Origin of the sequence: Nocardia arseniciresistens, from assembly GCF_046764875.1 — a bacterium.
Classification (GTDB): domain Bacteria; phylum Actinomycetota; class Actinomycetes; order Mycobacteriales; family Mycobacteriaceae; genus Nocardia; species Nocardia arseniciresistens.
In genome coordinates this window covers 57,990-84,815 of the sequence record NZ_JBKORD010000009.1, presented here as the reverse complement: position 1 = coordinate 84,815, position 26,826 = coordinate 57,990, and the positions used below count along the sequence as shown (strand labels likewise).

The window sequence follows — 26,826 nt, the reverse complement described above, 5'->3', positions numbered from 1 at the left end:
GTGTATCGAGCAAACGAAGCGATACCGGCGGCCTGGCTCGATTGGTCGACACCATGGCCGTCCACTCGGCTGCCGAACCAGACGCGGGGACGATAACGGCGCGGTGCTGGACGCAGTCGACGCCGGTCAGCGCACGCGCTCGGCGCCGATGAACTTGGCTGCCTGCTCGCCGACGAACACGCTCGGTGCATGTGTGTGCCCGCGGATCAGTAGCGGCATCACCGACGCATCGGCGACCCGAAGCCCTTGCACGCCACGAACTTCCAGGCGCGGCGTGACAACGCTGGCTTCGTCGGTGCCCATCCGGCAGGTGCCGATCGGGTGGTAGAGAGTATGGGAGTAGCCGTTCAAGGCGAGTTCGAGGGTTCCCTCCATGTCGATCGGCGCCTGCGGCGGGTAGATCAACGAGCCGAGGACCGCTTTCATCGCGGGCGCGGCCGCGAGTTCGGCACAGGTACGCAGGCCCGACATGATCGCGGCGCGGTCGGCGCCCGCGTTGTCGGAGAGGTACCTCGGATCGATCACCGGTTTCGCAGTGGGATCGCCCGAGGCGAGCGTGATGCGGCCACGGCTGTGCGGGCGCAACAGGACGGTCGCCAGGATGACTCCGTGCTCGGTGGGGTCGAGCAGACCTTCGTAGTAGAAGGGGGCGGGGGCGAAAACCAATTCCAGGTCGGGCAGGTCGAGATCGGGCCTGCTGCGCACGAACCCGTACGCCTCGCCGACATTGGAGGTGAGCATGCCGCGATGCCGGATCAGGTAGTCCAGCAGCTGCCTCGGCTTTTCCGCGGCGAAGAGCGAATCGCCTTCGACGCCATAGCCGATGCCGGAGACCAGGTGGTCCTGCAGATTCGCACCTACCTCCGGTACATGGTGCACGAGTTCGATGCCGTGCCGTGCCAGCTCATCTTTGTCGCCGATGCCGGAGAGCATGAGCAGTTGCGGACTGTTGATCGCGCCACCGCAGAGGATCACTTCGCGCCGCGCCGTCACCATGTGTGAGGTGCCACCCTGCAGGTATTCCACGCCGACCGCGCGGGGAGCTGCTGCCGGATCGCGCTCGAAAACAACCCTGGAGGCGAGCGCCTCGGTCCGTATGGTCAGGTTCGGCCGCCGCAGCACCGGGCGCAGATAGCCATCCGCTGTGCTCCAGCGTCGGCCCGCACGCTGGTTGACCATGGTTTCGCTGAACCCGTCCGGCTGTGGCCGGTTCGGCGGTTCCACCGCGAACCCGGCCTCCTGCACGGCCGTCAGGTAGGCGGCGGTCGACGCGCGCGGACTGCGTTGCCGCGAAATATGCAGCGGCCCGGCCGTCCCTTCGTCCGGATACTGGGCCTCTTCGACATTCTCTATGCGTCGGTACTGCTCGACCGCGGCCGCGAACCCCCACTCCTCGCCCGCGAGCAGCGCCCACTCGTCGTAGTCGGCGCGGAATCCCCTGACCCACATCATCGCGTTCATCGACGACGACCCGCCGAACATCTTCCCGCGCGGCCAATAGATCTGCCGGTTCTTCAGCTCCGGCTGCGGCTCGGTGAGATAGTCCCAATCTACTTCTGTACGAAACAGTTTCGAGAAGGCGGCCGGAATGTGCGCGAACTTGTTCTTGTCGGGCGGCCCCGCCTCCAATAACACCACCGTGGTGCCGGGGTCGTCGCTGAGCCGGTTGGCGAGGACCGCACCAGCGGACCCCGAGCCGACAATCACGTAGTCCGCGGTAATCCCAGCTGTCTGCACTGTCCCACTCCGATCGACACTCCGTACAGCAAACATACGAGGATCGGGCGGCGCCCGGTTCACTTTCCTTGAATTCTGGACAGCAAACCGCGGGAGCCGACCGCTGACACTCAGCGGTCGGCTCCCGCGAACCGGGTACTGCTCAGCGGGACGCGCGGGCCGAGAGCGCTGCGGCGGCCAGTACCGCGACGCCCTCGGCGATAGCGGTGGTGCCAAGCGCGTGGGCGGCCGACAACCCGGTGGCACCGACCAGACCGAGGAACACGGTGCCGAAGCAGGCGATCCCGACGACGATGCCGAGCTGCACGCTGGTGACCAGGATTCCGCTCGCATCCGCGGCCAGAGACATCGGGATCTTGGCCAGGGTGCGAGTCATCAACGGGCTGAACGCGAGTCCGAATCCGATGCCTTGGATGGCGAAGATCGTCAGCGGCAGCGGACCGAAATCGCCACCGGTGCGCAGCATCATGCCGAGTGTCACCATTGTGGTCGCGCCGAGCACCAGTCCGAGCGGAATCATGATGGCCTGGAAGCGATGTGGAATGCGTTCCCAGTTCAGACTGGCCAGCGCGAAGGTGACGCCCATCGGGATGAACAGCAGTCCGGCATGCAGTGCGGTGTAGCCGAGGGTGCTCTGCAGGTGGATGGCCATCACGAACATCCAGCCGCCGAAGGTCGCCATGATCACGAACAACGTTGCGGCGGTGAGTACCAGCCCGGGAGCCTGCAAAACCCGCTGTGCGAACAACGGTTCGCCGCCACGTGCGGCAACGGCGCGTTCGATGACGATGAACGCCGCGACACCGACCACGCTGGCGCCCAAGGTGATCCACGTCCACAGTGGCCAGTCCTGGTCATGGCCGAGCACCAGCGGCAGCACGAGCAGCAGCACCGAGACCGTCAGCATCGCCAGTCCGGCCAGGTCGAGCTTCCTGTCGAATCGCGGGCTGTCCGAAGGCAATACGCGCGGCGCGAGTAGCAGCAGCACGATGCCGATCGGCACGTTCACCAGGAACACGCCGCGCCAGCTACTGCCCCAGAGGTCGGCGTTGACGATCAGGCCGCCCGCCACCTGCCCGACCACCATGCCGCCGGAGATGATCGCGGAGTACGTGCTCAGCGCCTTGGCCCTGGCATTGCCCGTGAAATTCCGCTGGATGAGGGTCATGATCTGCGGGACCATGGCCGCCGCACCGACCCCCTGTAAGAATCGAAACACGATCAATGCGTCTTCGTTCCAGGCCAACCCGCAGGCCAGCGAGGCGATCGTAAACAGAGCGAGACCGGCAATGAAGGTGCGGCGCTGGGTGAACCGATCACCCAGCCTGGCTCCGGTGACCAGCAGCACGGCGTAGGCGATGACATATCCGGCGACGATCAGCTGCAATGCCGAGCCGCTCGTGTGCAACGAGGTACGAATAGAGGGAATCGCGACATTGACAATGGAGGCGTCGAGCACCGCCATGAACTGCCCGGTCAGGATGACGGCGAGAATGGCGATGGTGCGCCGCGGGCTGTACGCGGGAGGTGCTGGGGGAGCCGGCGTGGCGGGTGTCGCCTTGGCCGAACCCGGTGACAACGTCTGGGTCATGCACTGAGCTTGCAGCGGATTCGACACCAGTAACAGGAGCCCAGTAAAACTGGTACCGGCAACACCCGGTTAGGGTCCGGTTTCTCGGCTTCCTCCGTGACCGGCGTCAGCGATGTGCTCGGCATCGCAGATGTATCCCATTGTCGGAGTGGTGGGTTGGAGCGGACAACTCGACTGTGGTATCTCGAACAGACAGTGGTGCTCGGTGTGAGGTGGAGATTTCGTGATCGGGGTCTGTCAGGCACTCCGTCAGCTCAAAAGTCACATTGCCGGTCTGCTTCATTCGGCTTCGTCGGCGACGTCGGATTGGGAACGCGGGCATATCCGAGGCTTGGAGGATACCGCGGCCACCGTGGGTGGAACGGACATCGACCTGCGCCTTCGATTGTTGAACGACCCCGACTTTCGTGATCGTTTGATGCAGGACCACACCCATCGTCATCGGTTGTCGGTGGAGGAACCCGACATTCATACGCGAATGTTGGCCGAACCCGAATTTCGTGCCCGTCGGTTGGATGACCCAGACATTCAGGCTCGGTTGTCGGCGGAGGGCCCCTACCCGGAAGGTCGGTACCAGCGGCACTCATTCGCGGTGGCCCCCTCGGCGGTTCGGGCATTGGAGTCGCGCGCCGATGAGCTGATCGCTGAGCTGGCGACTCGGCTGCACGAGAATTGGCGTTCGACGAGGTTGCTACCGAACGGAACGTACGCCGCCAGGCCGAAACGAGCGATCGACGAGGACTGGATCGCCGCGCACGGGACCGACATCGTGGACATCGCCAATATGCCCAATCACGAGCTACCCAAGGATTGGCAGCGGAACAACGTGGAGTCGGCGCGGGTGACCGTGGAGCGGATACTCGCCGAGCTGCGGGCAGGGCGTGACCCGGGTCGCACGGAGTTCGTCGCACACGCGTACAGCGAGATCCACGAGGAATGGTTGCTACGCAATGACGCCGCTACGGATGTGCAGATGCGCTTGTATCCCGATCTGTCCGAAGATCAGAAAGCGCTTGATCGGGATGTCTACCATGCGGTCTTGGACTTGGTCGCGGAGAAGCTCGCTCGTTGGTGAGGGTCACGATCTTGTCGGCGCGCGGTAAGCGCAAGGGGTGGGGGTGGACGCCGGTGTCGACACGATCAAGGTCGAACGCTTGGTCGCGTGACCGGGGGCGGCGGTTTGCGAGCGCTCAGTCAGTCGGAAGGCTTATACGGGTACTGGTGGCACCTGGATACCGCTAGTGAAGTGCGAGACGATCATTGGATGACCAGTGTTGTTGATGTCCAGGCCGCGCGCAAAGCTCGACGATCTGAGTTGGGGTCCTTTCTGAAGGCTCGTCGCGCCAGGATCTCACCGGAAGATATGGGACTGCCTCCGGGACCTCGCAGGCGTACGCCAGGTCTGCGTCGCGAGGAGGTTGCGCAGTTAGCCGGAATCGGCGTGACGTGGTACACGTGCGTGTAGTAGCGAAAGACCTATCCATTGCCTAGCCTGGGGTTATGCCTCTGAGTCCCAAGGATTTTCCCGGTTTGGCGGCCGTCATCCAAGCGCGTGTTTCCAAGGCGGGTAAGCATAGGAACGAGCGTTCCCCCAAGGAGCAGATTGCCTGGGGGCGTGCAGAGTGTGCCCGGTTTGATTGGAACGTGTGCAAGGTGATCGACGAGGGTGCGGTGGGTGCGACCCGGCACTCTCGGAAGGCTCGGCCTGGCCGTGAGGAGTTGCGCCAGGAACTGGCTGCTGTCGCTCGCCGGGTTAAGTGCGGGGATGCCCGGGGTGGCGTGCTGGTCAATTGGTCTTCGTCGCGTGCGAACCGAAAGATCGGCGACATGTCCGAATTGCGCGAGCTCTGCGCGGAGTTCGGCGTGTATTGGTACTACGGCGGCGTGCTGTACGACATGAATGATCCCGATGACCGCAAGCGTGTTGCGCAAGATGCGGTCGAGGATGAGCATGCGCCTGAACGTAACCGGATCGACTCGATGCGGGCACTAGCTCAGAACCTTGCTGACGGCAAGCCGCATGGTCCGGAGAGTTTCGGTTTCGAGATCATCTATCGGCGAGGCAAGGCTGTGAGGCGTGCCGAATGTCCGCAGAACGGACCGATCTTTCGCGAAATGGCGAGGCGTGCTTCAGATTTGGAGAAGACCTACCGTATCGGCCGTTGGCTTACAGCTCGGGGCGTGCCGATTCCCAGTCACGATAAGTCATTTCCGTGTAACCGGTGCTCAGTGAAAGATGGCCGGCGCGTTATTCAGAAGGTTGATCGGCGTAAATGTCCTTGTCCGAAGACGTGGCGCACCAAGTGGGACAGCGACATGGTTAAGCGTGTCCTCCTCAATGAAGCGGCGGCGGGTTTGCGTGTGCACGTCGACGAAGACGGGAATCGGTTGACTCTCAAGGCCACGTGGGACGGACTGATTTCAGTGGAGGAGCATGAGCGGTTAAAGCTGATCCTCAATGATCCGCAGCGAGGTTCATTCCGGGGCAGCACACCAAAGTGGTTGTTGTCCGGACTCATTTGGTGTTGGAAGTGTGGCGGTCCCGCCGTGTCTCGACGTTGCCCGGACCGCCGTCGTTACTATCAGTGCAGGCACAACAGTTGCGTGACGCGAAAGGCGGACTTGGTTGATGCCGTTGTCGAAGAGGTGATTCTGCGACGTCTCGAAGATCCGGATCTGCTCGCGTCGTTGGTCCGGACAGACGATGAAGCAATCGAAGCCCTTGCGGAGGCGCGTGGGCTACGAGACGCGTACGAGAAATGGTTGAGCGACGCGATCGATGCCGACCTGTCACCCAAAGAGATCGCGCTGTACAGAGCGAAGAAGGCCCCCTTGATCGATGCCGCAGAGCGCCGCGCTCAGGCGGCGCTGCCGATGCCGCATGTTGTTGCCGCGGCGGGAGCAGATGCGCGCGCAAAGTGGCACGATCCGGAAATCACACCGCTAGAGGCGAAGCGAGACATCATCCGTTCGTTGGTTAGCGTGACGCTGTTGTCCGCGGTTGGTAAGCGCCGGGGATTTGCTGTCGGTGCTGGCGTGGACACGATCAAGATAGAACCCCTAGTCGCCTAACCGGTTTCGCTCGTCGGTAGACGGTTCCCTGGAGGGACGCCTTGTGCAGTATCTGGTTGATACTGGTAGTGCCAGCACCTGGATACTGTAAGTGAAAAGAGGGAAGATCACTACATGAGCGGTGTTGTAGATGTTCAGGCAGTCCGCAAAGCTCGGCGTTCAGAGCTGGGAGCTTTCCTGAAGTCCCGTCGCGCCAGGATCTCACCGGACGATGTCGGCCTTCCTGCGGGGCCTCGGCGACGCACCCCCGGGTTACGGAGAGAGGAAGTCGCGCAATTAGCTGGGGTAGGAATTACGTGGTATACGTGGCTTGAACAAGGCAGAAATATCAATGTCAGTGTGCAGGTGTTGAATTCGGTCGCACGGACGCTGTCGTTGGATGCTGCGGAGAAGGCGCACTTGTATCGGTTGGCGGATGTGCCGACAGTGCCGACCGCGGATGCGGGTACTGCTCTGCCGGAAGAGCTTCAGGTGATTTTGGATCATTTGGCGCCGTTGCCGGGGGTGGTGTTGAGTGCGCGGTATGACGTGTTGGCGCATAACGAGGCGTATGAGGCGTTGTGTCCAGGCTTCCTGACCGGTGAACGTAACGTGGCTCGCCGGGTGTTTCTGACACCGGAATGCTGCAATACCTATCAGCACAATTGGGATGACTTGCGTCGCATGGTGGGTTATCTGCGTGGTGCGTACGGAAAGAATCTGGGTGATCCGGGCTGGGAGGATTTCATTGCGGAGTTGTGTTCGGAGAGTGAGAGTTTCGCGTCGTTGTGGGCGCTTAATGATGTGGCGGTGCCGGTGAGTCGTACGAAGCAGGTCCGTAATTTGGCGGTGGGGGAGTTGGAGATGTTTTTGACGAGTATGTCGCTGCCGGGGTTGCCGCATGCGTGGATGCAGGTGTACACGCCGGTCGATGAGGTGGCGTGGGCGAAGTTGGGTGAGTTGCTGGCGATGTCGGAGTTGGAACGTCGGCGTCCGTGGGTGGAGCATCGGGAGCGGTTCCATGCTGAGGTGGGGTAGGGGAGTGCGGGTTGTGGAGCGAGTACTGGGATGGGTCGCGCGCAGCGGTTGGTGAGCCGAGACGGGTCGTGCGTGCGGACTGTCTGGAACCTCGGGCCTGAAAGTCTTGCCTGTGTTGATCTGTAGGTCTGTTCAGTCTTGTTGTGAGCGGTAGCCGCCGTTCCACCAGCGTCGGAGAAGTGTGAGCTGGCGTTCGGTCAGTGGTCCGGCCAGCGTTTCCTGTACTTTTTCGATGTAGGCGAGTTCCTCGGGTGTCCAGTCCCGTGCGTGAGAGTTGTTTTCCGCCATCGTCATCGGCGGTTCGGGGTGGTGTGAACGGCGACTGTCGAACGTTGGCAGCGGTTTTCGCGGGCGCGGAGTTGTCCCGCTGGTGGTGCGGGGTTGGGTGTGGTGAAGATGCTCGGATGGCCGTTGCCGAGATCGGTTGCGGCGAAATCGGGTTGAGGGGTGTGGGGAGAAGGCATGGGCTGTCGCTTTCGCGCCCGTCGGCTGATTCTCCCGACTTCACTTTAACTCCGCTGTCGATGTGTTCGCCACCGCGCCTGTCAAGGGGCCGTTATAGGCGTTCGGGGAGTGGAAGTCCTGTGACCACCGACGCTGAGCGAGCGGGCATGTGGTCGTGCTGAGTTGACATGGGGGTCATTTCTGTCCTGGTCTGTGATCCCCGCCTTCTATGAAATCTGATTGTTAGTGATTTCGTTATTTTCGATGCAGCGATCAGTGTGCCGAGAGTTGAGCTCCGGGTTGTTCTGGACGGCCTTATTTATGTTGTTTACGCGTCATTAGAAACCGGGCGTCAATTGTCGTGAAATGACCTGAAATGCCGCGAAACGGTGTGTAACTCGACCGAGAGAGGATGTCGATGGGCCGCTGAACTGCGATTTCTGTTGGTCGAGGGGTCGGGGGTTCGAGTCCCCTTAGCTCCGGCGGGTGAGGCTCGATTACCTCACATCAGAGATCTGCGAGCGATGTCATCATGTACCAATCAGTGTCGATTCACAGCGTGTCGACGGTCCGCGTCCATGTATCTGCTGTGCTGGGGTTTCGGGGGCCGGAGTAAGCCTTGGGGATTGCGATAACGAGCAGCACCGTCATGTCCTCGACCATGGGAGCGATGCTGAGCCGGTAGGACGCAACTTCGCTGTTCGGGGGGTGGCGGACGTGGAGCAAGCTATCGCTGTCGCGGCTGTAGTTCACGTCGACGCTCGACGCCCACAGGCGACGGAATTCGCTGTTGGGGCTGAGGCGTCGTATGAGGTCGCGGGCTTGTTGAGAGTTTCGGTAGAGCCCGAGGATTGCTTTGTTGTAGGCGACATTCCATGCGGCCTCCTTCTCCCAGTCGACCCAAACCTCTTTAGCGATGGGGCTGAAGAGCCATGCCCCGATCGAGTAGGTTCTTTCGAGGCCGGGCATAGTCGAGAGAAAAAGATCGTTGCAGGCCAAGACATTCCAGATCGGGTCGAGATATGCGGCGAGTACGCCTAGGTGCTGGAGGTCGTCGAGATGGCTCATCCAGTTTCGAGTGTGTGCTGGGCGCGGTGAGCTCGATCGACAGTTTTCGATATCGTGTCCACATCGAAATACAGACCTATGTCGTATATGAACCTGATCGCAGCCGTTGGTCGGTCGAAAAGCTGCGGCGACCGACCAGATGAATTGCGGTATGCAGACGCGGTAATGCGGAATTCCGGATATCGTCAGCAAAGAACAAGGCTCGGCACTCGCTATACTTCCGCGTGTGGCAGGGCCGCTTTTCGACGCGATCGAGCGAGAACAGCTCGCAGACTTGCTCGATGAACTCGGCCCTGACGCACCGACACTTCTCACGCCGTGGACAACGCGTGATCTCGCCGCGCACCTCGTGCTCCGCGAACACGACCCTCTCGCGGGCCCCGGACTCGTTGTCCCTGGGGCGTGGGGCCGCTTCGCGGAACGACGAAGAACAGCACTCGCGCGCACGGACTTTCGCTCGCTGGTGGCGACGATCCGATCGGGACCACCACGAGGTCCGTTCCGTAACGGATGGGTGCGGCGCGTACCGAACCTCAATGAGTTCTTCGTCCACCATGAGGATGTGCGCCGAGCCAACGGTCGCGGTTCTCGCACGAACGTGCCCGCACTGGATGCGGCACTCTGGCACAACGTGTGCAGTGCACGATGGTTACTCGCTCGGCGTCTGCGCGGCGCGGGACTGGTGCTCGAGTGGGCCGGCACGGCCATTACCGTCAGAGCCCGGCGAGGAGAGCCCGCGGCACGCATCGCCGGGACCCCCGGCGAGTTGCTGCTTTATCTCTTCGGCCGTCGGGGCACCGCCGAGGTGAAAGTCAGCGGTCCGGCCGACGCGGTGGACACCGTCCGGCGTGCGCGGTTCGGCATGTAGGACCTATATCCAGGCCGTCGCTGTCTGCGATCACGCCGCGAAACCGCGCTGGTACTTCAAGGTGCCGAATACCTTTCGATCACACCGATGAACACGGCGGGTTCGTAGTCCACTTCTTCTCACGCGCCCTCGTCGATGCCGTCGCCAACGGATGGAATCTGATCGAGAGCCACCCGTTCGAAGAAAGCGACCTACCCCGCCGCCTGTGGCACGTCACCCAAACTCTGCCGACCTGAAGCGCCCGACCCCGCGGATGCGCGGCAGACCGAGACAAGGTGGACAGCGCGAGCGCGGCGGCGGGTAGGGACTATCGGTAGCCTCGCTCGAGCAGGTACTTGGCTCCCGCCTCGAAGCCGTCCGGGCTGAGCCGCTCGAAGCTGAAGGCGTCGGCGAGCCGGTTGGTGGTGTTGAACGCGACGCAGACCGCCAGAGCGTCCTCGACCTGCTGGTGTGACACGCCCGCGGACAGTACTTCTCGCATGTCCTCGGTGCTCACCTGCTCCTGCCGGGTCAGTTTGGCGAGCATCCGCAGTGTTGCCCGCAGCCCGTCGTCGATCGGCGCCGATTCCAGGTCGGTCAGCACCGCGTGAACTTTCGCGCTGTCCTGGTACGCCTGCCCCGCGGTCGCGGTGTGCGCGCCGATGCAGAAAGCACACTCGTTGATCTGCGACACGAAGGCCGCCATCAACTCCCGATCAGCTACCGACCACGCCGACGGCCCACGCATCGCTTCGTGGGTGAACGTCTTGGCTTGGGTGCCGTAGAAGTCGGGCCGGTAGTAGACCAGCTTGGCCGCGTCGGGTACCGGGTGTCCGGAGTACACCTGGATGATCCTGAACAGCACCTTCGTCGCGGGCCCGTACCCGTGGTTGAGAATGTCGAGTCGCACTATCGGTCCTCCCCATCGACGGTTGCCTCGGCCAACGCCGCCAGTCCCGCTTCATACAGCCGGGTGGACTGGCCGACCGCAGCAGATACCACTAGCTCGAACAGCTCGTCCTCACTGAAGCCGGATGCCTTGGCGGAGACGAAGTCCGCGTCGGTCACCTGCGCCGGCCTCGTAGTGACCTTGCCGATCAACGCAGGTAGCTCAGCAGGAACGTCGGCATTGCCGAAAGCACGCGCTCGCTGCTCCTTCGATGTCTTGCCCTCTCCGTTGAGGATGCGATCCACCAGGGCTCGGTGCGCTGTCCGCTTCTTGTCGTCATCCGGCATGGCGGCGATTCCTCTCCAGCTCGCTCGAGTGCTGTGTCAACGTGGCGTCCTGTTCGTGCAGGTTCGGGTCAGCCATGGTTCTCGGCGGTGGTGGCGAACAGTTGCAGCATGGTGCTCCAGCCACCGCCCTGTTCGACGAGGGTGTCGCGCATCGCGTGGCCCTCGACCAGCCGGTCCGCGTAGCGGTGTTCGAGCTCGACACGGGTTTGCTCGGACCGTCGGCGGTGAAACGTCTCTCGATCTCGCTAGCGTGCAGGGATTAGAGACCACCGTAACTGACCCTCATGCCGCTTGGGCGCCGCGCAGCAGGGCGATCGTGTGGTTCGGGCCGGGGCTGTCGGCGACGAGACGGCTCAGCAGCGACCTGAGTGGGCTGTAGGGACTGTTGTCACCGAAGTCCGCTGTGCCGGACAGGGCGCGAAGGCCCGCGCGCGCTCCCCACGCTTCGACCCCGACCTCGCCGGAACCGACTACCACCTCACCACCGACATCGACACCGTGCTCGGTGCACAGCAGAACAACGCGGCTGCGACTGTTCGTCACAGGGAAACGGCACCGGGGTCGGTGAACACGATCGTGGCCGAGCGTCGCTCCATCGAATCCAAAACCGGCTGCGCTGCGCGCCGCCGGATACGAACTGTTCGACAAATGGTTGAGCACGACGAGTATGGACCAGTTCTACGTACGCACCCACCATCGGTGGAACCACCAGGATCCACATCTGCGAGATCGACACCGACGGCAGCCTTATTCCCTCCGACCGGCCACCGATCGACACCGGCGTGATCATCACCGACGGCCCGATGATCACCATGACCCTGTAACGCCACCCCCAGAGCCACAGACACCGATTACCTGACCAGGAGTCGAGGGTCCACGCACCGGGATCGGTTCGGCTGGTGAGGTTTCGCGTTGACCGGACGAGGTGGGCACTCGCGGATCGAACCGGGGGCCACCCGTACGGTGATCACCTGAAAGGCAGCGGGTCGGTGCAGAAGCGGTGCTGCTGTGCGTAGGAGACCCGCCCGTGGACCGCGATCTCGACGCCGTCCACATTCTCGAGTCGGAGGGCGGGCGGATATGGCTGTGCCACGACCCCGAGACATAACACGACACCCGCCGGGGCGGACGGTAGCGCGGGTGGACGGCGTCGAAGGACACCCCGACCGGAATCGTGGCGCCCCTGGCTGCCCGCCGGACTCGGCCCTTACCCCAGTTTCTTCGTGGCAACACAAGCGACGAGCAGCGTTGCGCAGAAAGCGATCACAGCGCGCACCCGTACGCGGGCACCGCACCTTCGTCCGAGCAGAGGCGAATCAATAATGTTCACGACGTGGCGCACCCATCTCCTCACGCAATCCGTCCTCCGTCAACGCGAACCGATGATCGGGGTCGATGCGCTCCTCGGTGGTCGGATCGTGGTCGTCATCGACCGGCAGGCCGACGGCCACTCGTTCTATTTGCCCGATCCCGTAATTGGTCGAGTCCTCTCCGGTGTAGGGGGTGCGGTCGATGTTGCCGGTCATATAGTCGTAGACGTGGGCCATCTCGTGGTAGAGAGCCGTCACGGGAGGGCCGTTATGGTTGGAATCCATACGTGGCGAGTATTCGATTTCGTTACCACCGAACCAGCCGCCGTCCATCGCCTGGCTGTAGTCGCTGGTCGGGTATTCGGTGATCGTGAGGTCTTCTCTACCTATGCCGAAAAAACCCGAATCGTCGTGCTTGCCCTGCATCTCGGCCAACATCTGCTGCCCGGTCGGCGAGGACCGCAGCATATCCAGATCGGCCTCGACCCTGGCCACGAACTCCGACGACCCCTCGATTCCGATGAACCGGGCGTCGTGAGAGATCTGCACTGTCACCGTGTCTTCGATGTCCCCGTCGGAGCGGTCGGCGGACTCGCCGTAGGAGATGTCCACACCGGTGCCGCCGTAGGTCGAGTCCAGGCCGGCTCCGGCATACGACCTGTCGTTTCCGGCCCCGCCATACAACACATCGTTATCGCGCCCACCCGACATGATGTCATTGCCCGCGCCCGCGACGACGGTGTCGTTGCCGGTCGCGCCCTCGAGGTAGTCCTGACCGGCCCCGCCCAGGATACGGTCGTCGCCACCGAGCCCGTATACGGTGTCGTTGCCCGCACCGCCGCTGAGCAGGTCGTCATCGCCCTGTCCGTCGACGTAATCGCGCCCGATCCCCGCGAGCACGAAGTCTCGGCCGCCGCCGGTTTCGATCTCGTCGTCTCCGCTTCCGCCCAGAACGCGGTCGGGGTTGGCGCCGGTCTTGATCGTGTCGGCACCTCTGCCGCCCAGAACCGTGAAGTTCACCTGGGTTCCCTGGGGAACGTTGACGTGGTCGGCGCCATCGCCGGTGCGAACAATGATCTCTTGGCCCTTCGGCACAACATACGATACGTCGTTGATGGTGATCCGTTTTCCGTCGCTGAACGGATCATCGCTGATCGTGACCTCGTCATCACCCGCACCGGTGTTGACATATGTCCTGTCACCGACCGTGATGACCCCGACGCTGTCGACATCCGCGGGAAGGGTGAACGGATCCTTGCCATCCTGGGTGATCGACGCGAGCGCCGCGCTGATCGCCTGCCATTGTGCGGTGGAGTCGATCAGGATCTGTCTCTTACCGCTCAAACTGCCATCGAGGCGCGACCGGATCTCTGTGGCGTGGGTGACGGCGGTACTGACCAGTTCGGTCTCGGCGTCGTTTCGTGGCTCGAACCTGACCGCACCCGAGGGGCTGCCCGAATGCGGAATATGTGAGACAGTGCCCCACGACTGGTCGAGTTGCTGCTGCGCGACGCGTACGGACGCGGCGACGAACTCCACCGCGGAGGACAGCCTTGTCGCGATGTCGTGAGCGGTATCCAACTCGGACACCACGCGGCCACGGTGCGCCTGATACGACTCGGCGGACTCGCCTTCCCATTCGGCGACGATGTTCTTGGAATCGGCGAGCAGTCGATCAGCGGTTGCCTGAAGTCGGTTGGCGAGCGCCGCCCAGAACCGGGCGGCATCGTCGAGCGATGCGGCGTCGTGCCATAGGCTCCAACGGCCCTCTGCCATACGAATCCCCTGACGTCGTCATCGAGGTGTGGGCGACGGTCCAGGCGTCGGTTCCGGTGTGGGCGTCGGTTCTGGTGTGGGCATCGGCGTCGGCGGCGGACCGGGCGTGACCGGGGTAAGGGCCAGCATGGATTTCGCTGCCGCCTCGTCCGTATCGGAGAAGGCGAACGCGGAGAGCATCAGCGCTTCGGCGTCGGCTCCGAGCACGGCCGCCAACGACTCGATCGCGTCCTGCGCGGCCTCGACACAAGGCCCGTGCGCAGCCGTGGTGCTATAGCCACCGTCGGTGTCCCCCGCATCTCTCGCCGCGACGGTCAGACCACCCGCAGAGCCACTGACCGCCGAGGTCAGGCCGAGCGCGAAGTCGATACACCGATCAGCGAGCGTTACCAGATCCTCTGGACGTACCTGCAGGTGCGCGCCCATCAGACTACCTCCGTTGTCGAGTCCTGTGATTCACGAGGATACCGAAAAACCGCGCGCCGCAAAGCTAATCGCTGCCGAAGACCACCTCGACCACTACCGTGTCATGGTCGCTGTGAACCGGTGATGCCGCAGCTACTGCTCGAATTGCAGGTACCGATTCATTCATCGGCACGACGGCCTGCGGAAATGTGCGACTCGTCGATTCGGTGTTGGTAGATGATCTGTGCATTCGTCACTGGTGTCAGTTGATCTCGTCATCGAGTGTCAGTGGAAGCGTCGGTACTTGCGCCTTTGCCGGGTAGATAGGTGCCAACGAGGAACAGATGGCCGTTGTTAGGGATGTTCGAGCGTCGGGTCGTGGTGTGGGCGCGGTACTTCGGTCTACCGGCTCGGTGGTGATCTGCCCGGTCGGTTTGGTCGAGGTTCGATAGGGGCGCCGGTTCATAGCTGTCTGCCTCGCCTGATCACTTGATGCCGCTGGCTATCCTCAGGGAAGGCTGGCTGACATCGAGATGTCGCTCCTTGCTGACACTTTCGTGTCGCCTCTTACCCCGGAGTCTCGTCGAAGGGTGGCATCCGGTTTTCTGCTGTTCCGTCGCAGCCAGCGTGGTCTGAGCGCACGCTTCGGCCCTCGAACCGAGCAGGTTTGTGGGCCGAAGCGAGACTCAGATGGCTCCGCAGTGCTGCTCCGCGGCGTGGGAATCACCGTTGGTCGGATTGGCTCACTTCACGTCGACGAGCAGCCGCCCCTGCTCGCCGTCCAACCGCGCCAGCTCGGCGACCTTGGCGTGGCGCCGCTGAGTCAGCGTTGTCGTCGCCGGGTCGTAACAGGGCTGGGGTTCATCCGGCCCCGGTCGCAACGGGTCACCGTTGCGGAATCCGGTTTCGACTTCCAGCAGATGAGCAACGCGCAATGCCGGCAACTGGCGCTGCTGTGCCGTCAGGTCGGCTTCGCTTGGTTCTTGGCGTCCGCGTGCTGCCGCTCGCGAGGCTGTGGTCCGGCTGGATTGGTGGCAGTCGTGGTGGTGAGCCAGAAACCCGACATTCGCGTGCATCCGCTGCCCGTCGATAGCGGCGACGAGAATCACCCGGCCGAACTGTGGTTCGCATCGTTCCACGACCCATTCCGCGCCGTCGAGCACGACCACCGCGCCGGGAGACAGATCGAGCATGGCCTCACTCAACTCGCCGAGCCGAGCCCGCTGCAGCGGTGAGGACGGCCTGGTCATCCAGCGGCTGGGATAGATCCAGACCCAGTTCCGTCGCCAAAGCAGTTGCAGCGCAAACGCTCTCGAGATCGTTGGTGCCGTCGTCGATGCCACGAGCTTCATCGAAGCGGCAAGGTCCCGCGGCCACTGCGGTCATCAGCGCCTCAGCCATGCCGAGTGGATCGGCCAGCGGTCGCCGTTGCGACGACAGCGTGTCCACTGTGGCAAGCGCTGGCTGGCGCCACCCGGTCACCGCCATATAACCCCAGCCCAACAGTTCCGCGAACTGCGCTGTCGCGGCGAACGCGACTTCGTCGCGGAGCTGGATCTGTCCTGCCGGGTGGACATCGATCAACCAGCGACCTGTGGTCGTATCCGCGAGGAAGTCCGGAATATGTTCGCGTGCGCCGTCTTCAGTGCTGAATCGCAGCCGCATCGGTTGCGACAACACATCGATTACCTCGCCCGCGAAATCCAGCATCGTCAACAACCGCGCCTCGGCCAGCGCCTCGTAGCCGTGATGGCAGCCTGTGCTCACCATGAACTGCAATCCCCCCCGATGCCGCTGGGAGCGATGCCAGGAAAATCCTCGCATCGGTCGACACCCGACCAGCGGCAGCGATGTCAGAGCCCGCGCAGGCGCCGTCACCTCACCAGCTTGGAGAAGGCCGAGATCCGGACCTTCTCGGCCTCGGGCGTGAACACGATCAGTTCGGCATTCTCAGTGAACCGACCGTCGAACGCTCGCCCCGCCCCAGAGCGCCCAGCACACCCTTTATCGACCACAGGAAGTCGAACACCGGCGTCCACGATCACGGCGGAGCCAGTTCGAGCCCGTCGATCGTGAAAGGACAGGCCCGACAGGAAGTAGTACCAACGCAGATCGCCTCGGCTCACCGTAGCGAGGTCAACCCCGTCCTGGTGCTCCCGGCCATGCTCCAAGTAGATGCCGGACCGGAGGTACTGCATCTTCACCATCAGGTCACGAGCATTCGATCTCGCCGTGCGTCCTCGTCGCCTCTCCCGCATCTCCCGCGGATGCCCGGATGGCTAGATGCTGGATCCAGCCGCTGTACTCATGATCTCGAAGGTCCCGCGCGAGAACACCGCCACTAGAAAGTCGGACTTTTCGGTGAATGGGCGTAGGTCCCATGTCGAAAGCCGCAAATCCACTGTGAGTCCGGCGTCCTCGGCATCTGCCAGGAACTGTGGGAACTCGTAACCACGATCGGCGCCGAACCCCACAACCACCTGACCGGCTGGGGCGAGATGGCGGGCGAACCCGGCCAGCACGGCCTCCCGAGTGGACGGCGCCAGAATTGTCATCACGTTTCCCGCGCACACGATGACATCGAAATCGCCGGCGATCCCACGGCCCGGCAAGTCCAGTTCGGCGAGATCACCGACTATCCAAGTCGGACCGGGATAGTCCTGCTCCGCCGCAGCGATCAACACCGGGTCGACGTCTACGCCCACCACGACGTGACCAGCTCGGTGCAAATAGCCACCCACACGTCCCGGACCGCCCCCTGCGTCCAGGACTCGGCCACCGCGGTCGAGCATCGCGTCGACCAGCCGCGCCTCCCCGACGATATCCGTGCCTTCGGCCGCCATCGCCCGGAACCGCTCCACGTACCACGTCGAACGCGCAGGGTCAGCAGCAGTGAGCTCCTCCCACTGGCTCGGGGTACGTCCGTTCATGGTCAATGTCTCCTCATTCGGGCCTGCCTCTGGTCAACTGTGCCACCACCGTGCCTTTCGTCAGCGCGCGGCCTGATCGTGCTCGCCGCCGGTGCAGCCGATCACGGCGTCTTCTGGTACCGACAGCAGTAGTCCCGCCCACTCAGCTTGTCTTTTAACCTCTGACGGCGGTTGTTGGTGGGTTCGGGTGGCCATCAGGGGTTTGTGGTGGCGAGAAGTGTTGGTGCCACATGGATTTCATTTGCGTTGGGCACGAATCCATCTCATAGTCGGGCATTTTGCGGCCTGTCAGCACGCACCACCGATATTTGCGCAAAACGTCGTCCCCGTTGTGGCACACACACACACTGACCTTCATCGAGACCCTCCAATCTTCGGGCGGCCTGCGATGGGCACCAATGCGAACCGCGTCACCGCCGTGTCCTCAAGCAACGGTCGCCGACACTGCCGCACCGCGAGTGGCCGCTGGCTGCAATACCTACCAACACAACTGGGATGACCTGCGTCGCATGGTCGGCTATCTGCGTGGTGCCTACGCGAAAAACCTCGGTGACCCGCATTGGGAGGAGTTCATCGTCGAGTTGTGTTCGGAGAGCCTGAATTTCAAGGCTTTGTGGGCTCGTAACGATGTTGCTGTCCCGGTGAGTCCTACGAAGCAGGTTCGTAATTTGGCGGTGGGGGAGTTGGAGATGTTTTTGACGAGTATGTCGTTGCCTTCGGTTCCGCATGCGTGGATGCAGATTTATACCCCGACCGATGGGGTGGCGTGGGTGAAGTTGCGGGAGTTGTTGGCGATGAGTGTGGAGGAGCGGCAGCGTCCTTGGGCGGAGCATCGTGAACAGTTTCATCTCGAGGTGGGCTGAGGCCGCGTCCGATTCGGGGACGAACGAACCTGCGAAAATGTCGTGGTGGCGTCTGCAGGCCGAGCTGCCGACACGCCGGAAGGTGTTGGGGTCCAACGAGAAAGCGCAGAACCTAGTGGCCCGTGTTTGAAGTTGTTGGACGATGGGCTTTGGTGAGGATCGTCTCGGTTGTTTTGGTCCAGACGAACGGTTTTGCCCGCGGGTTCCAGCCGTTGATGAACGCGCGGATCTTGGTGTTGAGCTCGCGGACGTTGCGGAAGGTGCCGCGGTGGATGGCTTGGCGTTCGATGATGCCGAACCAGACCTTGACCAGGTTCATCCAGGAGGCGGAGGTCGGGGTGAAATGCACTCGGATGCGAGGGTTTTCGGCTAGCCATTCGCGGACCTCGGCCTTCTTGTGGGCGGCGTAGTTGTCCATCACCAGGTGCAGTTCGCGGCCGGGTAGGCGCGGGCGACGTGTTTGAGGAAGGCGAGAAATTCCTGGTGGCGGTGGTGCGGCTTGCAGACGCCGGTGACCTTGCCGGTGGCGATCTCGAGGGCGGCGAACAGGGTGCTGGTGCCGTGGCGGACGTAGTCATGGGTTTGACGTTCGGGGATCCCGATCTGCATCGGCAGTGTCGGTGCCGTCCGGTCCAGGGCCTGGATCTGGGATTTCTCGTCCACGCACAACACGATCGCGTTCTGCGGCGGCTCCAGATACAGCCCGACGATGTCGGTGACCTTGGCGACCAGTTCAGGGTCGGTGGAAAACTTGAACGTCTCTGCCCGCCAAGGCTGCACACCGTGCTCGCGCCAGACCTTGGCCACGGTGCCGTATCCGATACCGAGATGATCGGCCAGCAGACGCGAACTCCAGTGTGTGACACCGTATTTATGCGGCGGCGGCATCAACGTGGTGGTGATCAACTTGTCCCGGTCCAGAACCCGAGGTCGGCCGGACCGCTCCTCGTCATGTAGCCCCGCCACCCCCTGCGACTCATAACGAGCCCGCCAGTTGACCACCGTCTGCCGCGAGATCGAGAACCGACGCGCGATCTCGGCATGCGCCACCCCCTCAGCGGCCAACACGATGATCCGCGCCCGCAGCACCAGCCCGGACTTCATCGTCGTCGACCGGATCCACGCCAAATAACTTCAGGCGCGCCGCACTAGTGCAGCCTATGTCCCAATTTGCCTCAAAACGACTGGAAACAGTGGGTTTTAGAGTGGTTCTGGGGATACTTCCCCGCGCCTTCGATCTCATAGAGTGGGCAATGTTCGAGGCTCGAGCCAACCATAACGACGATCTGTCGGCACGATCGTCGGGGCCGCATAGGACGAAACCTTCTGGCGTGTCTTCGCGTGACACGCCAGAGGCTTCACACTAGTAGCTACTCATTGGCAACTTGGCATATGGGTGTGTCCAATGCAGGTCCTTCTTGTCCGTTCTTGTGGGGGTCGAAGTCCGGAGGGGGACTGCGGTGATCAGGGTGCTTGCCACCGACGGGCGTCTGCACGTCGGTGCCACCCCGGGTTGCCCCCGCGTGCGGTGTGATCCCGCTTCGGAGCGCAGTCATTCCTGCGACAGCCTGGACGACGCACATCACCAGCAATAGCCATACGATCGGTCCCCACCCGCCGGTGTGCACGTGCAGCGCACTGAGCGCGGCGACACCACCTCCAGCCAACGCATAGCCCAGGCCATGCGTTACGGCCGATATCGTCGTGGCCCACTGTGGTTCGGGCGCGCTGAGCGGTATCAGGGTGAGCGTCAAGGACAGTGCTCCCAGACCGGCACCGATGGCGACCGCCCACAGCCAGGGAGCGGTGGTCGGGATCCGCCACAGGCCGAGTAGTCCGGCGGATGGTATCGCGGTGCCGACGACGATCGGGGCATCGCGCCACCGTCCGCGACAGGACCTCCGCAGCCAACCCGGCAACACGACGGCGACCGGGATGCCCGCCACTGCGGCGAGCCCGAGCAGGAAACCCGCCTGCGCTCCGTCGATACCGGCATCTCGATAGATCGACGGCAGCCAGCTCATGATGCCGAACGCGGTAACCGCCCACGCGCCGAACAGAAATGCCATCGACCATGACAGCCTGCGGCGCAGCGCCAGGCCCCACCGCACGGAAACGCTCTGGGCAGCAGCAGGTCTCAGCACGGCCGTGTAGGCCGGACGCCGCTGCGCGCCGAGCCAGAGGACGAGGGCCACTGCGCACAGTGGCGCCCACAATCCAAGTCCCCACCGCCACGAGGTCGCGGCGCTCACCGGTGCGGTCACGAATGCACCTGCGGCACTGCCGATTCCGATTGCCGGGGCATAGATCGCGGTCAGTCGCGTCATCCGGGCGCCGCTGCTTCCCGCGATCGCGGGAAGCAGCGGCGCCACCACCGCGGTGGCCGATGCCGTGACCATCGTGCCCGCCAACAGCAGTCCCGCTCCGCCGGCCACACGCACGATCTGACCGACCGTCATGATGGCGAGGGCAACGGCGACCGTACGAATCGGTCCCCAGCGGGTGGAGAGCCATGGCGCCAGGACACCACCCACGGCATAGCACCACAGCGGGACCGAGACGACCCAACCCAGCACCGCTTGGTTGAGGCCCGTCGTCTCCGGGATGAACCCCAGCGCCGCGCCCACGCCGGTGATCGGCGGGCGCAGGCTGAAACCCGCGGCGGCCATGGCCACCGCAAGGGGTGCCCACACCACCGCGCCCGATCCGGTGGGCAGGTGACTGGGTACAGCCCCGCGTGTGCTGGTCATCGCGTCGCGTTCAGGGTGTCGCAGGCTGGAGCCGGTGCCCGCTCGCATCGAGCGACAGACCAAGTAGCCGACTGACGTTGCGCCAGGCCACGTTCGCGAGCAGCTCGTCGTCTGCCGCGGCGTCGAGCACGTCGACCTGCCATCGTCCGCGCAGCGCGGCCAGTTGCGGCCCCATATCCTCCATCGGGTAATCGAGAGCGAAGCCGACCCTGGCTGGGCCGGCACCGCTGACGGCGGCCCAGAACGCCAGCGGGTCGGTCACTCCGGATGTCGTGACGAACAGGTTCGTGCGCAGGTAGTGCGAGGGCAGGTGGTCGAGCCGATGCCCGTGCCGCTCCGCGTTGGCGACCTGCCAGCGGGAGTCCAGGCGGGAGGGCGCGGCGAGCAACCCCTCGCCCGCGTGGCCCAGGATCACGGTGAGCCCGTTGGTCGGTCTACGGTCGAACACGCCGCCGAACAGCAGCCGCAGAAAATGCGCCGCCGTCTCCACGCCCCAGCCGAATACCGGTCCCCGCAGCTGTGGATGCCCGTCCGACCAGGCACAGGTATCGGGCGAGTTGGCAGGATGCAAGTACAGGGGGACGCCCAGGTCGGCGACGGCGGCCAAGAAGTCCTCGTATTGCGGCTCGTCGAGGTAGGAACCGCAGGTGTGACCGTTGACCAGCACCCCGACCATGCCTAATTCTTCGACCGCACGGCGCAGCTCGCGTACCGCACCTGGTGGGTCCTGCAGCGCGACCGTAGCGAATCCGGCGAACCGATCGGGCGCCGAGGCCACCACCGTGGCGATCAAGTCGTTCGTGCGGGCGGCCAGATGGGTGGCCTTCGCCGGATCCGGCTCGACCTGGACGCCGGGCGCGGTGGGCGAGAGGACCTGCATGGTCACCCCGTTGGCGTCCATGTCCACAATCCGCTCGTTGCCGAGGTCGCAGAGTTTGCGTTCGGCCGTCGCCCAGTACGCGGCGTCCAGGTTGGCTCGGGCTCCGCCCACGTACTCGGTGAGAAAACGTGGGAGCATGTGCTCCTCGATGGTGACGATCCGGTCGAGGGGACCGGTTATCGGCGATGACGGCATCGCTGTCCTTTCTCATTTCATTGATCCGCAGGTGCACTCGGACTCAGCCGACCACGACTTTCCGACGGCTTGCCGCAATTTCTGTTGCACCACTTGCACTCTCGGACAGAAGCGCGCGACCGACGAAGGCGTCCATACCGAATCCCGGACCGAACCCGGCGCCCAGCACAGGCGCACCCCACGCTGGGCGCAGCTCCGAGCGGGTGGCGATCAGGGCCAGCGCGTCCAGGACAGCTGACGACATGAGGTTGCCGCGGGTGAGTGACAGCCAGGTGGGGGCCACCTGATGCGCACCGAGTCCGATGGCCTCCGCAGCGTCGCGAATGATGTTGTTCCCCCCGGAGTGCAGTGCGCAGATCGCCAGATTCGCGCCGGTCCACCCCTGTCTGCCCAGCAAGGCGCGCAGCGCCGGCCCCAGTGCCGGAATGGACCGCACCGCATCGGTCGTCAGCCGGAATCGCAACCCCTCGTCGGTGGCGACCCAGGCGATCGAATCCGGTGTGCCGGGTACCTCGTAGCGCGCGATATCGACCAGCTCGAAGCCTTCGTCGAGTGAACAAGACAGCACGGCCGCCGCGGCAGCGTCGGAGAACAGCGTGCTGGACACGATGCTGCCCACCAGCGCGACCTCGTCCAGATCACGCTCGACGTGGAAGTGCGGCGAGGCGACGTCGGCGGTGACGATCAGCACCGTATCGCGGGGGTGCGCGCGAAGCCAGGTGTGGGCCATCGTGATCGCGTGCGCTCCACCGCGGCAGCCCATACCGAACACGGGCAGTGCCGCGCAGGTCGGGCGTAATCCGAGTGCCTGTGTCAACACCGCAATCGGCGACGGCATGGCGATGAGGGTCGAGGTCTCCAAGATCACCAGGTCCACCTCGGCCGCGGTCCGGCCCGCGGACAGCAGCGCGTCTCGTGCGGCCGGTATCGCGTATGCGTGGAAAGCGTCCCACGCCACCGCGTTCCGTGCGGCGAGTCCACGCATGGACACGATCTCGTCGGTCGTCAGGTGTAACGGGTGCATGTCGATCGCGAGCCGCCCGGCCATTACCGACGCTCGCTCCAATGCCGCCGCCGATGGACTGCCAGCCGCGAAGACCCCCTCGTACTGCTCTCGCACGGCGGCGATCAACGCGTCATGGGATACCTCTTGTAGCGGCACCGCCACGACCGGGACCGACACTCTGGAATGTATCGCGGGCGAGTTCACGAATCTGTTCCGTCCAATCTGTGTCCGACGAGTTGCCGGAGCTACGACAATGAGTCGGCAACGTCGGCTCCCAGAATCGGACTTCTCAGCGGTGTGCCGACAGTAGGGAGATCCCTACACCGACAACCGCCACGGCGAATCTCTCGGTGCGACATCGACGCTTCGCGGGGCCGCACCGCTGTCACCACCGAACGCGACCGCAACACTGCGATGCGGCGTCCGGATTTGATCGGACGTGTGTCGAGTGGATGGCCGCCACCGCGGTATCGGTGGGGATGGCGATACAGGGATCTCCCTACTGCCCACTCACGAGTCGAAGCCGCGAATCTGGATGTGTGCTCCACAAGTCCGCCGTCACATATTCCCGACTCGCACGAAACGAGAAGCCATGACAGCTCGGATGTCGACGCCGCCGCCCGGACGGCTCCCGTGCGCCGAGCAGCCAGAGCGATGGGACCTCGGCACCGGGACTTCCGAGACCTGGATGGAATCGATGCAGATCTGCCTGCGGTGCCCGCTGCGCGCGCCGTGCGCCCGGCGTGCCGCGCACATGGTGGAACTAGGGTGGCCGCCATACGAGATGGTCTGGGCCGGTGTCGGGTACGACCGGTCCGGCAAGGTGATCGAGGATCTCGCGCGCTACCGTCGCGCCAAACCGCGCAGGCGCCGTGAGCAATTGGTCATCGTCGGGCCCTCTGTCGACGCACCGCCCGACAGCGTGACCGGCTCGTTGACGCAGCACGCCCTCGACGTACGCACGATCGCTCTCGGGCAGCGCTGAATCCACGTCAAACGTAATGACCATGGATGCAAGGTCGTTTCCAGCTGGGCTCGGTGACGGTCGACGTCGCCGACTCGTTCGAGCCGGACACGGAGGGGAACCGGGGTTCGGCGCGCAGGCGTATGTCACGGTGCGCGCGCCAGGGTGACCGCGAGCCGGGGGAGCCGACCCGGCGTATGGAGACGAGCTCCCGGCGCTGGTCTGGGAGATGAAACCTGCTGCCTTCGTGCACATGTCGGCGCTGCGCGGAAGTGTCGAGCTGCGCTGTGCCAGTGCCGGACATCAGCGGTTCGACGACAATGCGAGGGCCGCGGCTTCCCATTGGTGAGAACACTTGGCAGTAGTGGCGGACGGGTGCTCCACTGGGCTCGACGTACTCAACCCTTTGTCTGCCATGAGGAGGTCCGATGACCGCCGAGGTGAAGGTCACGATCGCCGAGCTGCGCAAGGCCGCCCACAGCGCCGACGACTTGCGCGACAAGGTCACCGCCATTCTTGCCACCGTGAAGAACGACACGGAGTCGTTGGGCGAGCCGTGGGGTGACGACAGTTACGGCGCCGAGTTCGCCAAGACCTATGTGCCGAATCGTGACGAGCTGCTGCACAGCGGCAGTGACGGAAAGCCGGCGGCGCTGCCCGGTCTCGTGCAGGCTTTCCGCGACATGTCCGACCTCCAGACGAAGTCGGCGAACTACCTACAGGCAGTGGAAGACAAGAATGCCGGACGATTCCAGCAGCGGACATGAGTGGCGGCCGATGAGTGAGAAACCCACGCAGGACGAGCCGGACCGGCAGTTCAGTCTCGGTAGCACCGGTTCGACGGATCCGGCCGAGAAGGCGCGCAAGCTGACCCACCGCATAGCCCGCGAATTGGCGGCGATCGGCCCGGAGGGGTGGCAGCGTCTGGACGGCGTGTTCGCGCTGACCGTCGCCGACGAGGCGGCCGAGCTGATCTACACCGATGGGGAACGTTCGGTGCGGGCGGCGCCGCCGGAGGCGACGGTGCATGCGGTCCGCGAACTCCGTGCGCTGTCCGCGCATTCGGGCGACGGTCCATGGCTTCGGCTGGTGTTGTCGCTCACCAAGCAAGGCCAACTCGAAGCCGAGTACGACTACGGGGATTCACCGCTCCCGCCGGAGCGGCTGTTCCCGGCCGACGCCTATCGCGCGGACCTTGAGGCGTTTCCCCGTCGGCTGCCGACCTGGCTCGCGGCGTACGTCGACAACACCGGACACCAGGTCCGCACGCCCGAACAGGCTGCTCGGGCCGCGGTCCGGGCCGTCGCGGCACGTCCGGCGCACGCATTGCCGCCGTTGCCGGCACTGTGGGCCCGGTGGGCGTCGCTGGCGGCGGCCCATGTCGCCGTCGGGTCCGAGCGTGGTCCGCGGATCCTGCCGTCGTTGGGGTGGTACGAAGACGGCAATCACAACGGGGCGACGCTGTATCTGTTGTCCAGAGATCGGGCGGTGCTGTCCGGCGGGCGATTGAACTCGGCCGAGCTCGCGGCGGGCTACCACGGTGAGGCCGCAGTGCCGGATCTTTATGCGGGGGCGCCTAGCTGGGTGACGAGCGCGGTGCTGAACCCGCGAGCGGCTACCGGAATGCTGTCGTTCTGTTATTGGTGGCAGTCCGGGTCGTGGCGTCGGGGCGAATCGCCGGAACCCGCGCCCGCTCGGGTCGCGCTACCCGAACTGTGGGACGAAGACGCAGTGGTCGAGCTGGTGGTCGACCTGGTGCTAGAGACAGGGGATCCGCGTCCGGAGGACGAGATCCGCGATGCCGCCGAAACGGTCGTCGGATCGGCCGAGGTCGGCTTGGTCACGCGGGAAACGATAGTGCCGCTATTCGCCGACGCCGAACGCTTCGACAGCGATGCCGCCTACGCCCAATTCGATGCCGCGGGGGTGGCCACGGTGCAGTTGACCCCGCTGCCGGAGGAGGATGCCATCGCCCTCGTGCGCGACTACATCCTGGAGCGGGGACTCGAGACGCCCGGCTATCCGGTGTCCGGGCTGGTGGCCAGTCGCGTCGGTGTCGGGTGGATGGTTCATGTTCCGGCGCCGGAAGGGCAGCTCATGATGGGACGTGCGATTTTCTACGTCGCTGATGACGGTGCGGTGGAACGCTCTTCGTCGTCCACGCCACCGTCGGTCTACGCGGCCGGATTCGAACAGCGGTTTCGGTGGCGGCTGGACAGGGTGGGCTGAGCCATGGCGAACGAACACCTCAAGTCTCAACTGGCCGATCTCCTGGAGGGATTCCAGGAGCAGATGGGTGAGATCACCCGGATTCAGCAGCGCACCGCTGCCGTGGTGGCGACCGGGGAGGCGGAGCAGCGCCGGGTCACGGTGTGTCTCAATGCCGAAGGCACTGTTATCGAGACGCGCTTCGCTGATGATATCGGCGATCTCGACTATGAGGAGATCGCGGCGGCGGTTACGGCTGCGGCGCAGGCCGCGAAGGCCGACCTGAGTCGGCAGCTCGCCGAGATCCACGGCCCGCTGCTCGAGCAGCGGGCCCGGTTGCCGAAACTGACTGACATCGTCACCGACATGCCGGATCTGGGCGGCTACACACCGGTGGCGCCGAAGGTTTCGGCAGCACCGCCGGGGTCCGTGGAGCGGCGAACCGAAGAAGACCCGGGCCTTACCGATGCCGAACAGCTCGACCGTCGCGGCGGGTCGGGCTACAAGGACTCGGCCTGGTGAGCTCG

25 protein-coding genes and 2 pseudogenes are annotated in these 26,826 nt (G+C 64.1%); 10 read left to right on the top strand and 17 right to left on the bottom strand.

Annotated elements, in window-relative coordinates:
• Nucleotides 1-126 precede the first annotated feature (126 nt).
• Together ACLMAJ_RS17935 and ACLMAJ_RS17930 are read right to left on the bottom strand one after the other, a co-directional pair.
• Entirely contained in the window at nt 127-1,722 is a 1,596-nt protein-coding gene (locus ACLMAJ_RS17935) for a GMC family oxidoreductase (protein WP_423251575.1), read from the bottom strand.
• Between the two features lie 157 nt (nt 1,723-1,879).
• Nucleotides 1,880-3,328 (bottom strand): MFS transporter, encoded by a 1,449-nt coding sequence (locus ACLMAJ_RS17930; protein ID WP_412014864.1) that lies wholly within the window; start codon nt 3,326-3,328, stop codon nt 1,880-1,882.
• A 352-nt stretch (nt 3,329-3,680) separates the two neighbouring features.
• Between ACLMAJ_RS17930 and ACLMAJ_RS17925 the strand changes: the two genes are divergently transcribed.
• The 4 genes and pseudogenes from ACLMAJ_RS17925 to ACLMAJ_RS17910 all read left to right on the top strand — a co-directional run bounded on the left by ACLMAJ_RS17925 (nt 3,681) and on the right by ACLMAJ_RS17910 (nt 7,417).
• Complete coding sequence (locus tag ACLMAJ_RS17925) at nt 3,681-4,403, top strand: hypothetical protein (RefSeq protein ID WP_412014863.1); 723 nt, start codon at nt 3,681-3,683, stop codon at nt 4,401-4,403.
• Between the two features lie 189 nt (nt 4,404-4,592).
• Nucleotides 4,593-4,784: pseudogene (locus ACLMAJ_RS17920) on the top strand (transcriptional regulator); the annotation flags it as partial.
• A 44-nt stretch (nt 4,785-4,828) separates the two neighbouring features.
• Entirely contained in the window at nt 4,829-6,400 is a 1,572-nt protein-coding gene (locus ACLMAJ_RS17915) for a recombinase zinc beta ribbon domain-containing protein (RefSeq protein WP_412014862.1), read from the top strand.
• A 114-nt stretch (nt 6,401-6,514) separates the two neighbouring features.
• Entirely contained in the window at nt 6,515-7,417 is a 903-nt protein-coding gene (locus tag ACLMAJ_RS17910; RefSeq protein ID WP_412014861.1) for a helix-turn-helix transcriptional regulator, read from the top strand.
• A gap of 132 nt (nt 7,418-7,549) precedes the next feature.
• On the opposite strand, the gene ACLMAJ_RS17905 is transcribed toward ACLMAJ_RS17910, so the two are convergent.
• Both ACLMAJ_RS17905 and ACLMAJ_RS17900 read right to left on the bottom strand, forming a co-directional pair.
• Nucleotides 7,550-7,711, bottom strand: coding sequence for a hypothetical protein (locus ACLMAJ_RS17905; protein WP_412014860.1), 162 nt, complete (start codon nt 7,709-7,711; stop codon nt 7,550-7,552).
• A 702-nt stretch (nt 7,712-8,413) separates the two neighbouring features.
• Complete coding sequence (locus ACLMAJ_RS17900) at nt 8,414-8,929, bottom strand: MmyB family transcriptional regulator (protein WP_412014859.1); 516 nt, start codon at nt 8,927-8,929, stop codon at nt 8,414-8,416.
• A gap of 226 nt (nt 8,930-9,155) precedes the next feature.
• Here ACLMAJ_RS17900 and ACLMAJ_RS17895 point away from each other — a divergent pair, with 226 nt between their 5' ends.
• On the top strand, nt 9,156-9,797 hold the full coding sequence (locus ACLMAJ_RS17895; protein ID WP_412014858.1) for a TIGR03085 family metal-binding protein: 642 nt from the start codon (nt 9,156-9,158) through the stop codon (nt 9,795-9,797).
• Between the two features lie 307 nt (nt 9,798-10,104).
• Here the strand turns inward: ACLMAJ_RS17895 and ACLMAJ_RS17890 are convergent, their stop codons facing one another.
• The 9 genes from ACLMAJ_RS17890 to ACLMAJ_RS17850 form a co-directional block, all read right to left on the bottom strand.
• A complete protein-coding gene (locus ACLMAJ_RS17890; RefSeq protein WP_412014857.1) occupies nt 10,105-10,686 on the bottom strand; it encodes a carboxymuconolactone decarboxylase family protein in 582 nt (193 codons plus the stop codon).
• On the bottom strand, nt 10,686-11,012 hold the full coding sequence (locus ACLMAJ_RS17885; RefSeq protein ID WP_412014856.1) for a carboxymuconolactone decarboxylase family protein: 327 nt from the start codon (nt 11,010-11,012) through the stop codon (nt 10,686-10,688). The genes ACLMAJ_RS17890 and ACLMAJ_RS17885 overlap by 1 nt, the downstream gene beginning before the upstream one ends.
• A gap of 282 nt (nt 11,013-11,294) precedes the next feature.
• Nucleotides 11,295-11,555: a hypothetical protein gene (locus ACLMAJ_RS17880; protein ID WP_412014855.1), complete on the bottom strand. Its 261-nt coding sequence runs from the start codon at nt 11,553-11,555 to the stop codon at nt 11,295-11,297.
• Nucleotides 11,556-12,328: 773 nt separating this feature from the next.
• A complete protein-coding gene (locus ACLMAJ_RS17875) occupies nt 12,329-14,098 on the bottom strand; it encodes a M91 family zinc metallopeptidase (RefSeq protein ID WP_412014854.1) in 1,770 nt (589 codons plus the stop codon).
• Between the two features lie 18 nt (nt 14,099-14,116).
• Complete coding sequence (locus tag ACLMAJ_RS17870) at nt 14,117-14,524, bottom strand: hypothetical protein (RefSeq protein ID WP_412014853.1); 408 nt, start codon at nt 14,522-14,524, stop codon at nt 14,117-14,119.
• Between the two features lie 722 nt (nt 14,525-15,246).
• Nucleotides 15,247-15,696, bottom strand: coding sequence for a hypothetical protein (locus tag ACLMAJ_RS17865; protein WP_412014852.1), 450 nt, complete (start codon nt 15,694-15,696; stop codon nt 15,247-15,249).
• A 4-nt stretch (nt 15,697-15,700) separates the two neighbouring features.
• Nucleotides 15,701-16,381 carry a TnsA-like heteromeric transposase endonuclease subunit gene (locus tag ACLMAJ_RS17860; RefSeq protein WP_412014851.1) on the bottom strand — a complete coding sequence of 227 codons (681 nt, stop codon included), beginning with the start codon at nt 16,379-16,381 and terminating at the stop codon, nt 15,701-15,703.
• Entirely contained in the window at nt 16,378-16,710 is a 333-nt protein-coding gene (locus tag ACLMAJ_RS17855) for a hypothetical protein (RefSeq protein ID WP_412014850.1), read from the bottom strand. The genes ACLMAJ_RS17860 and ACLMAJ_RS17855 overlap by 4 nt, the downstream gene beginning before the upstream one ends.
• A 72-nt stretch (nt 16,711-16,782) precedes the next feature.
• The gene (locus ACLMAJ_RS17850; RefSeq protein ID WP_412014849.1) at nt 16,783-17,433 is read right to left on the bottom strand and encodes a methyltransferase domain-containing protein; all 651 of its coding nucleotides are present in this window, start codon (nt 17,431-17,433) and stop codon (nt 16,783-16,785) included.
• Between the two features lie 398 nt (nt 17,434-17,831).
• Here ACLMAJ_RS17850 and ACLMAJ_RS17845 point away from each other — a divergent pair, with 398 nt between their 5' ends.
• Nucleotides 17,832-18,296, top strand: a complete 465-nt coding sequence (locus ACLMAJ_RS17845) for an MmyB family transcriptional regulator (RefSeq protein ID WP_412014848.1) — start codon at nt 17,832-17,834, stop codon at nt 18,294-18,296.
• Nucleotides 18,297-18,408: 112 nt separating this feature from the next.
• Here the strand turns inward: ACLMAJ_RS17845 and ACLMAJ_RS17840 are convergent.
• From ACLMAJ_RS17840 to ACLMAJ_RS17825, 4 genes and pseudogenes are all read right to left on the bottom strand, one after another.
• Nucleotides 18,409-19,400 (bottom strand): annotated as a pseudogene (locus ACLMAJ_RS17840) (IS630 family transposase).
• A gap of 266 nt (nt 19,401-19,666) precedes the next feature.
• A complete protein-coding gene (locus tag ACLMAJ_RS17835) occupies nt 19,667-21,046 on the bottom strand; it encodes an MFS transporter (RefSeq protein WP_412014847.1) in 1,380 nt (459 codons plus the stop codon).
• A 10-nt stretch (nt 21,047-21,056) separates the two neighbouring features.
• Entirely contained in the window at nt 21,057-22,121 is a 1,065-nt protein-coding gene (locus ACLMAJ_RS17830) for an amidohydrolase family protein (protein WP_412014846.1), read from the bottom strand.
• Nucleotides 22,122-22,164: 43 nt separating this feature from the next.
• A complete protein-coding gene (locus tag ACLMAJ_RS17825; RefSeq protein WP_412014845.1) occupies nt 22,165-23,304 on the bottom strand; it encodes a hypothetical protein in 1,140 nt (379 codons plus the stop codon).
• A 415-nt stretch (nt 23,305-23,719) separates the two neighbouring features.
• On the opposite strand from ACLMAJ_RS17825, the gene ACLMAJ_RS17820 reads away from it, so the two are divergent.
• The 4 genes from ACLMAJ_RS17820 (at nt 23,720) to ACLMAJ_RS17805 (ending at nt 26,821) form a co-directional block, all read left to right on the top strand.
• The gene (locus ACLMAJ_RS17820; protein WP_412014844.1) at nt 23,720-24,112 is read left to right on the top strand and encodes a hypothetical protein; all 393 of its coding nucleotides are present in this window, start codon (nt 23,720-23,722) and stop codon (nt 24,110-24,112) included.
• A gap of 407 nt (nt 24,113-24,519) precedes the next feature.
• Nucleotides 24,520-24,858, top strand: a complete 339-nt coding sequence (locus tag ACLMAJ_RS17815) for a hypothetical protein (protein ID WP_412014843.1) — start codon at nt 24,520-24,522, stop codon at nt 24,856-24,858.
• Nucleotides 24,859-24,868: 10 nt separating this feature from the next.
• Nucleotides 24,869-26,320: a hypothetical protein gene (locus ACLMAJ_RS17810; RefSeq protein WP_412014842.1), complete on the top strand. Its 1,452-nt coding sequence runs from the start codon at nt 24,869-24,871 to the stop codon at nt 26,318-26,320.
• 3 nt (nt 26,321-26,323) lie between these two features.
• Nucleotides 26,324-26,821, top strand: coding sequence for a YbaB/EbfC family nucleoid-associated protein (locus ACLMAJ_RS17805; RefSeq protein ID WP_412014841.1), 498 nt, complete (start codon nt 26,324-26,326; stop codon nt 26,819-26,821).
• Nucleotides 26,822-26,826: the final 5 nt, after the last annotated feature.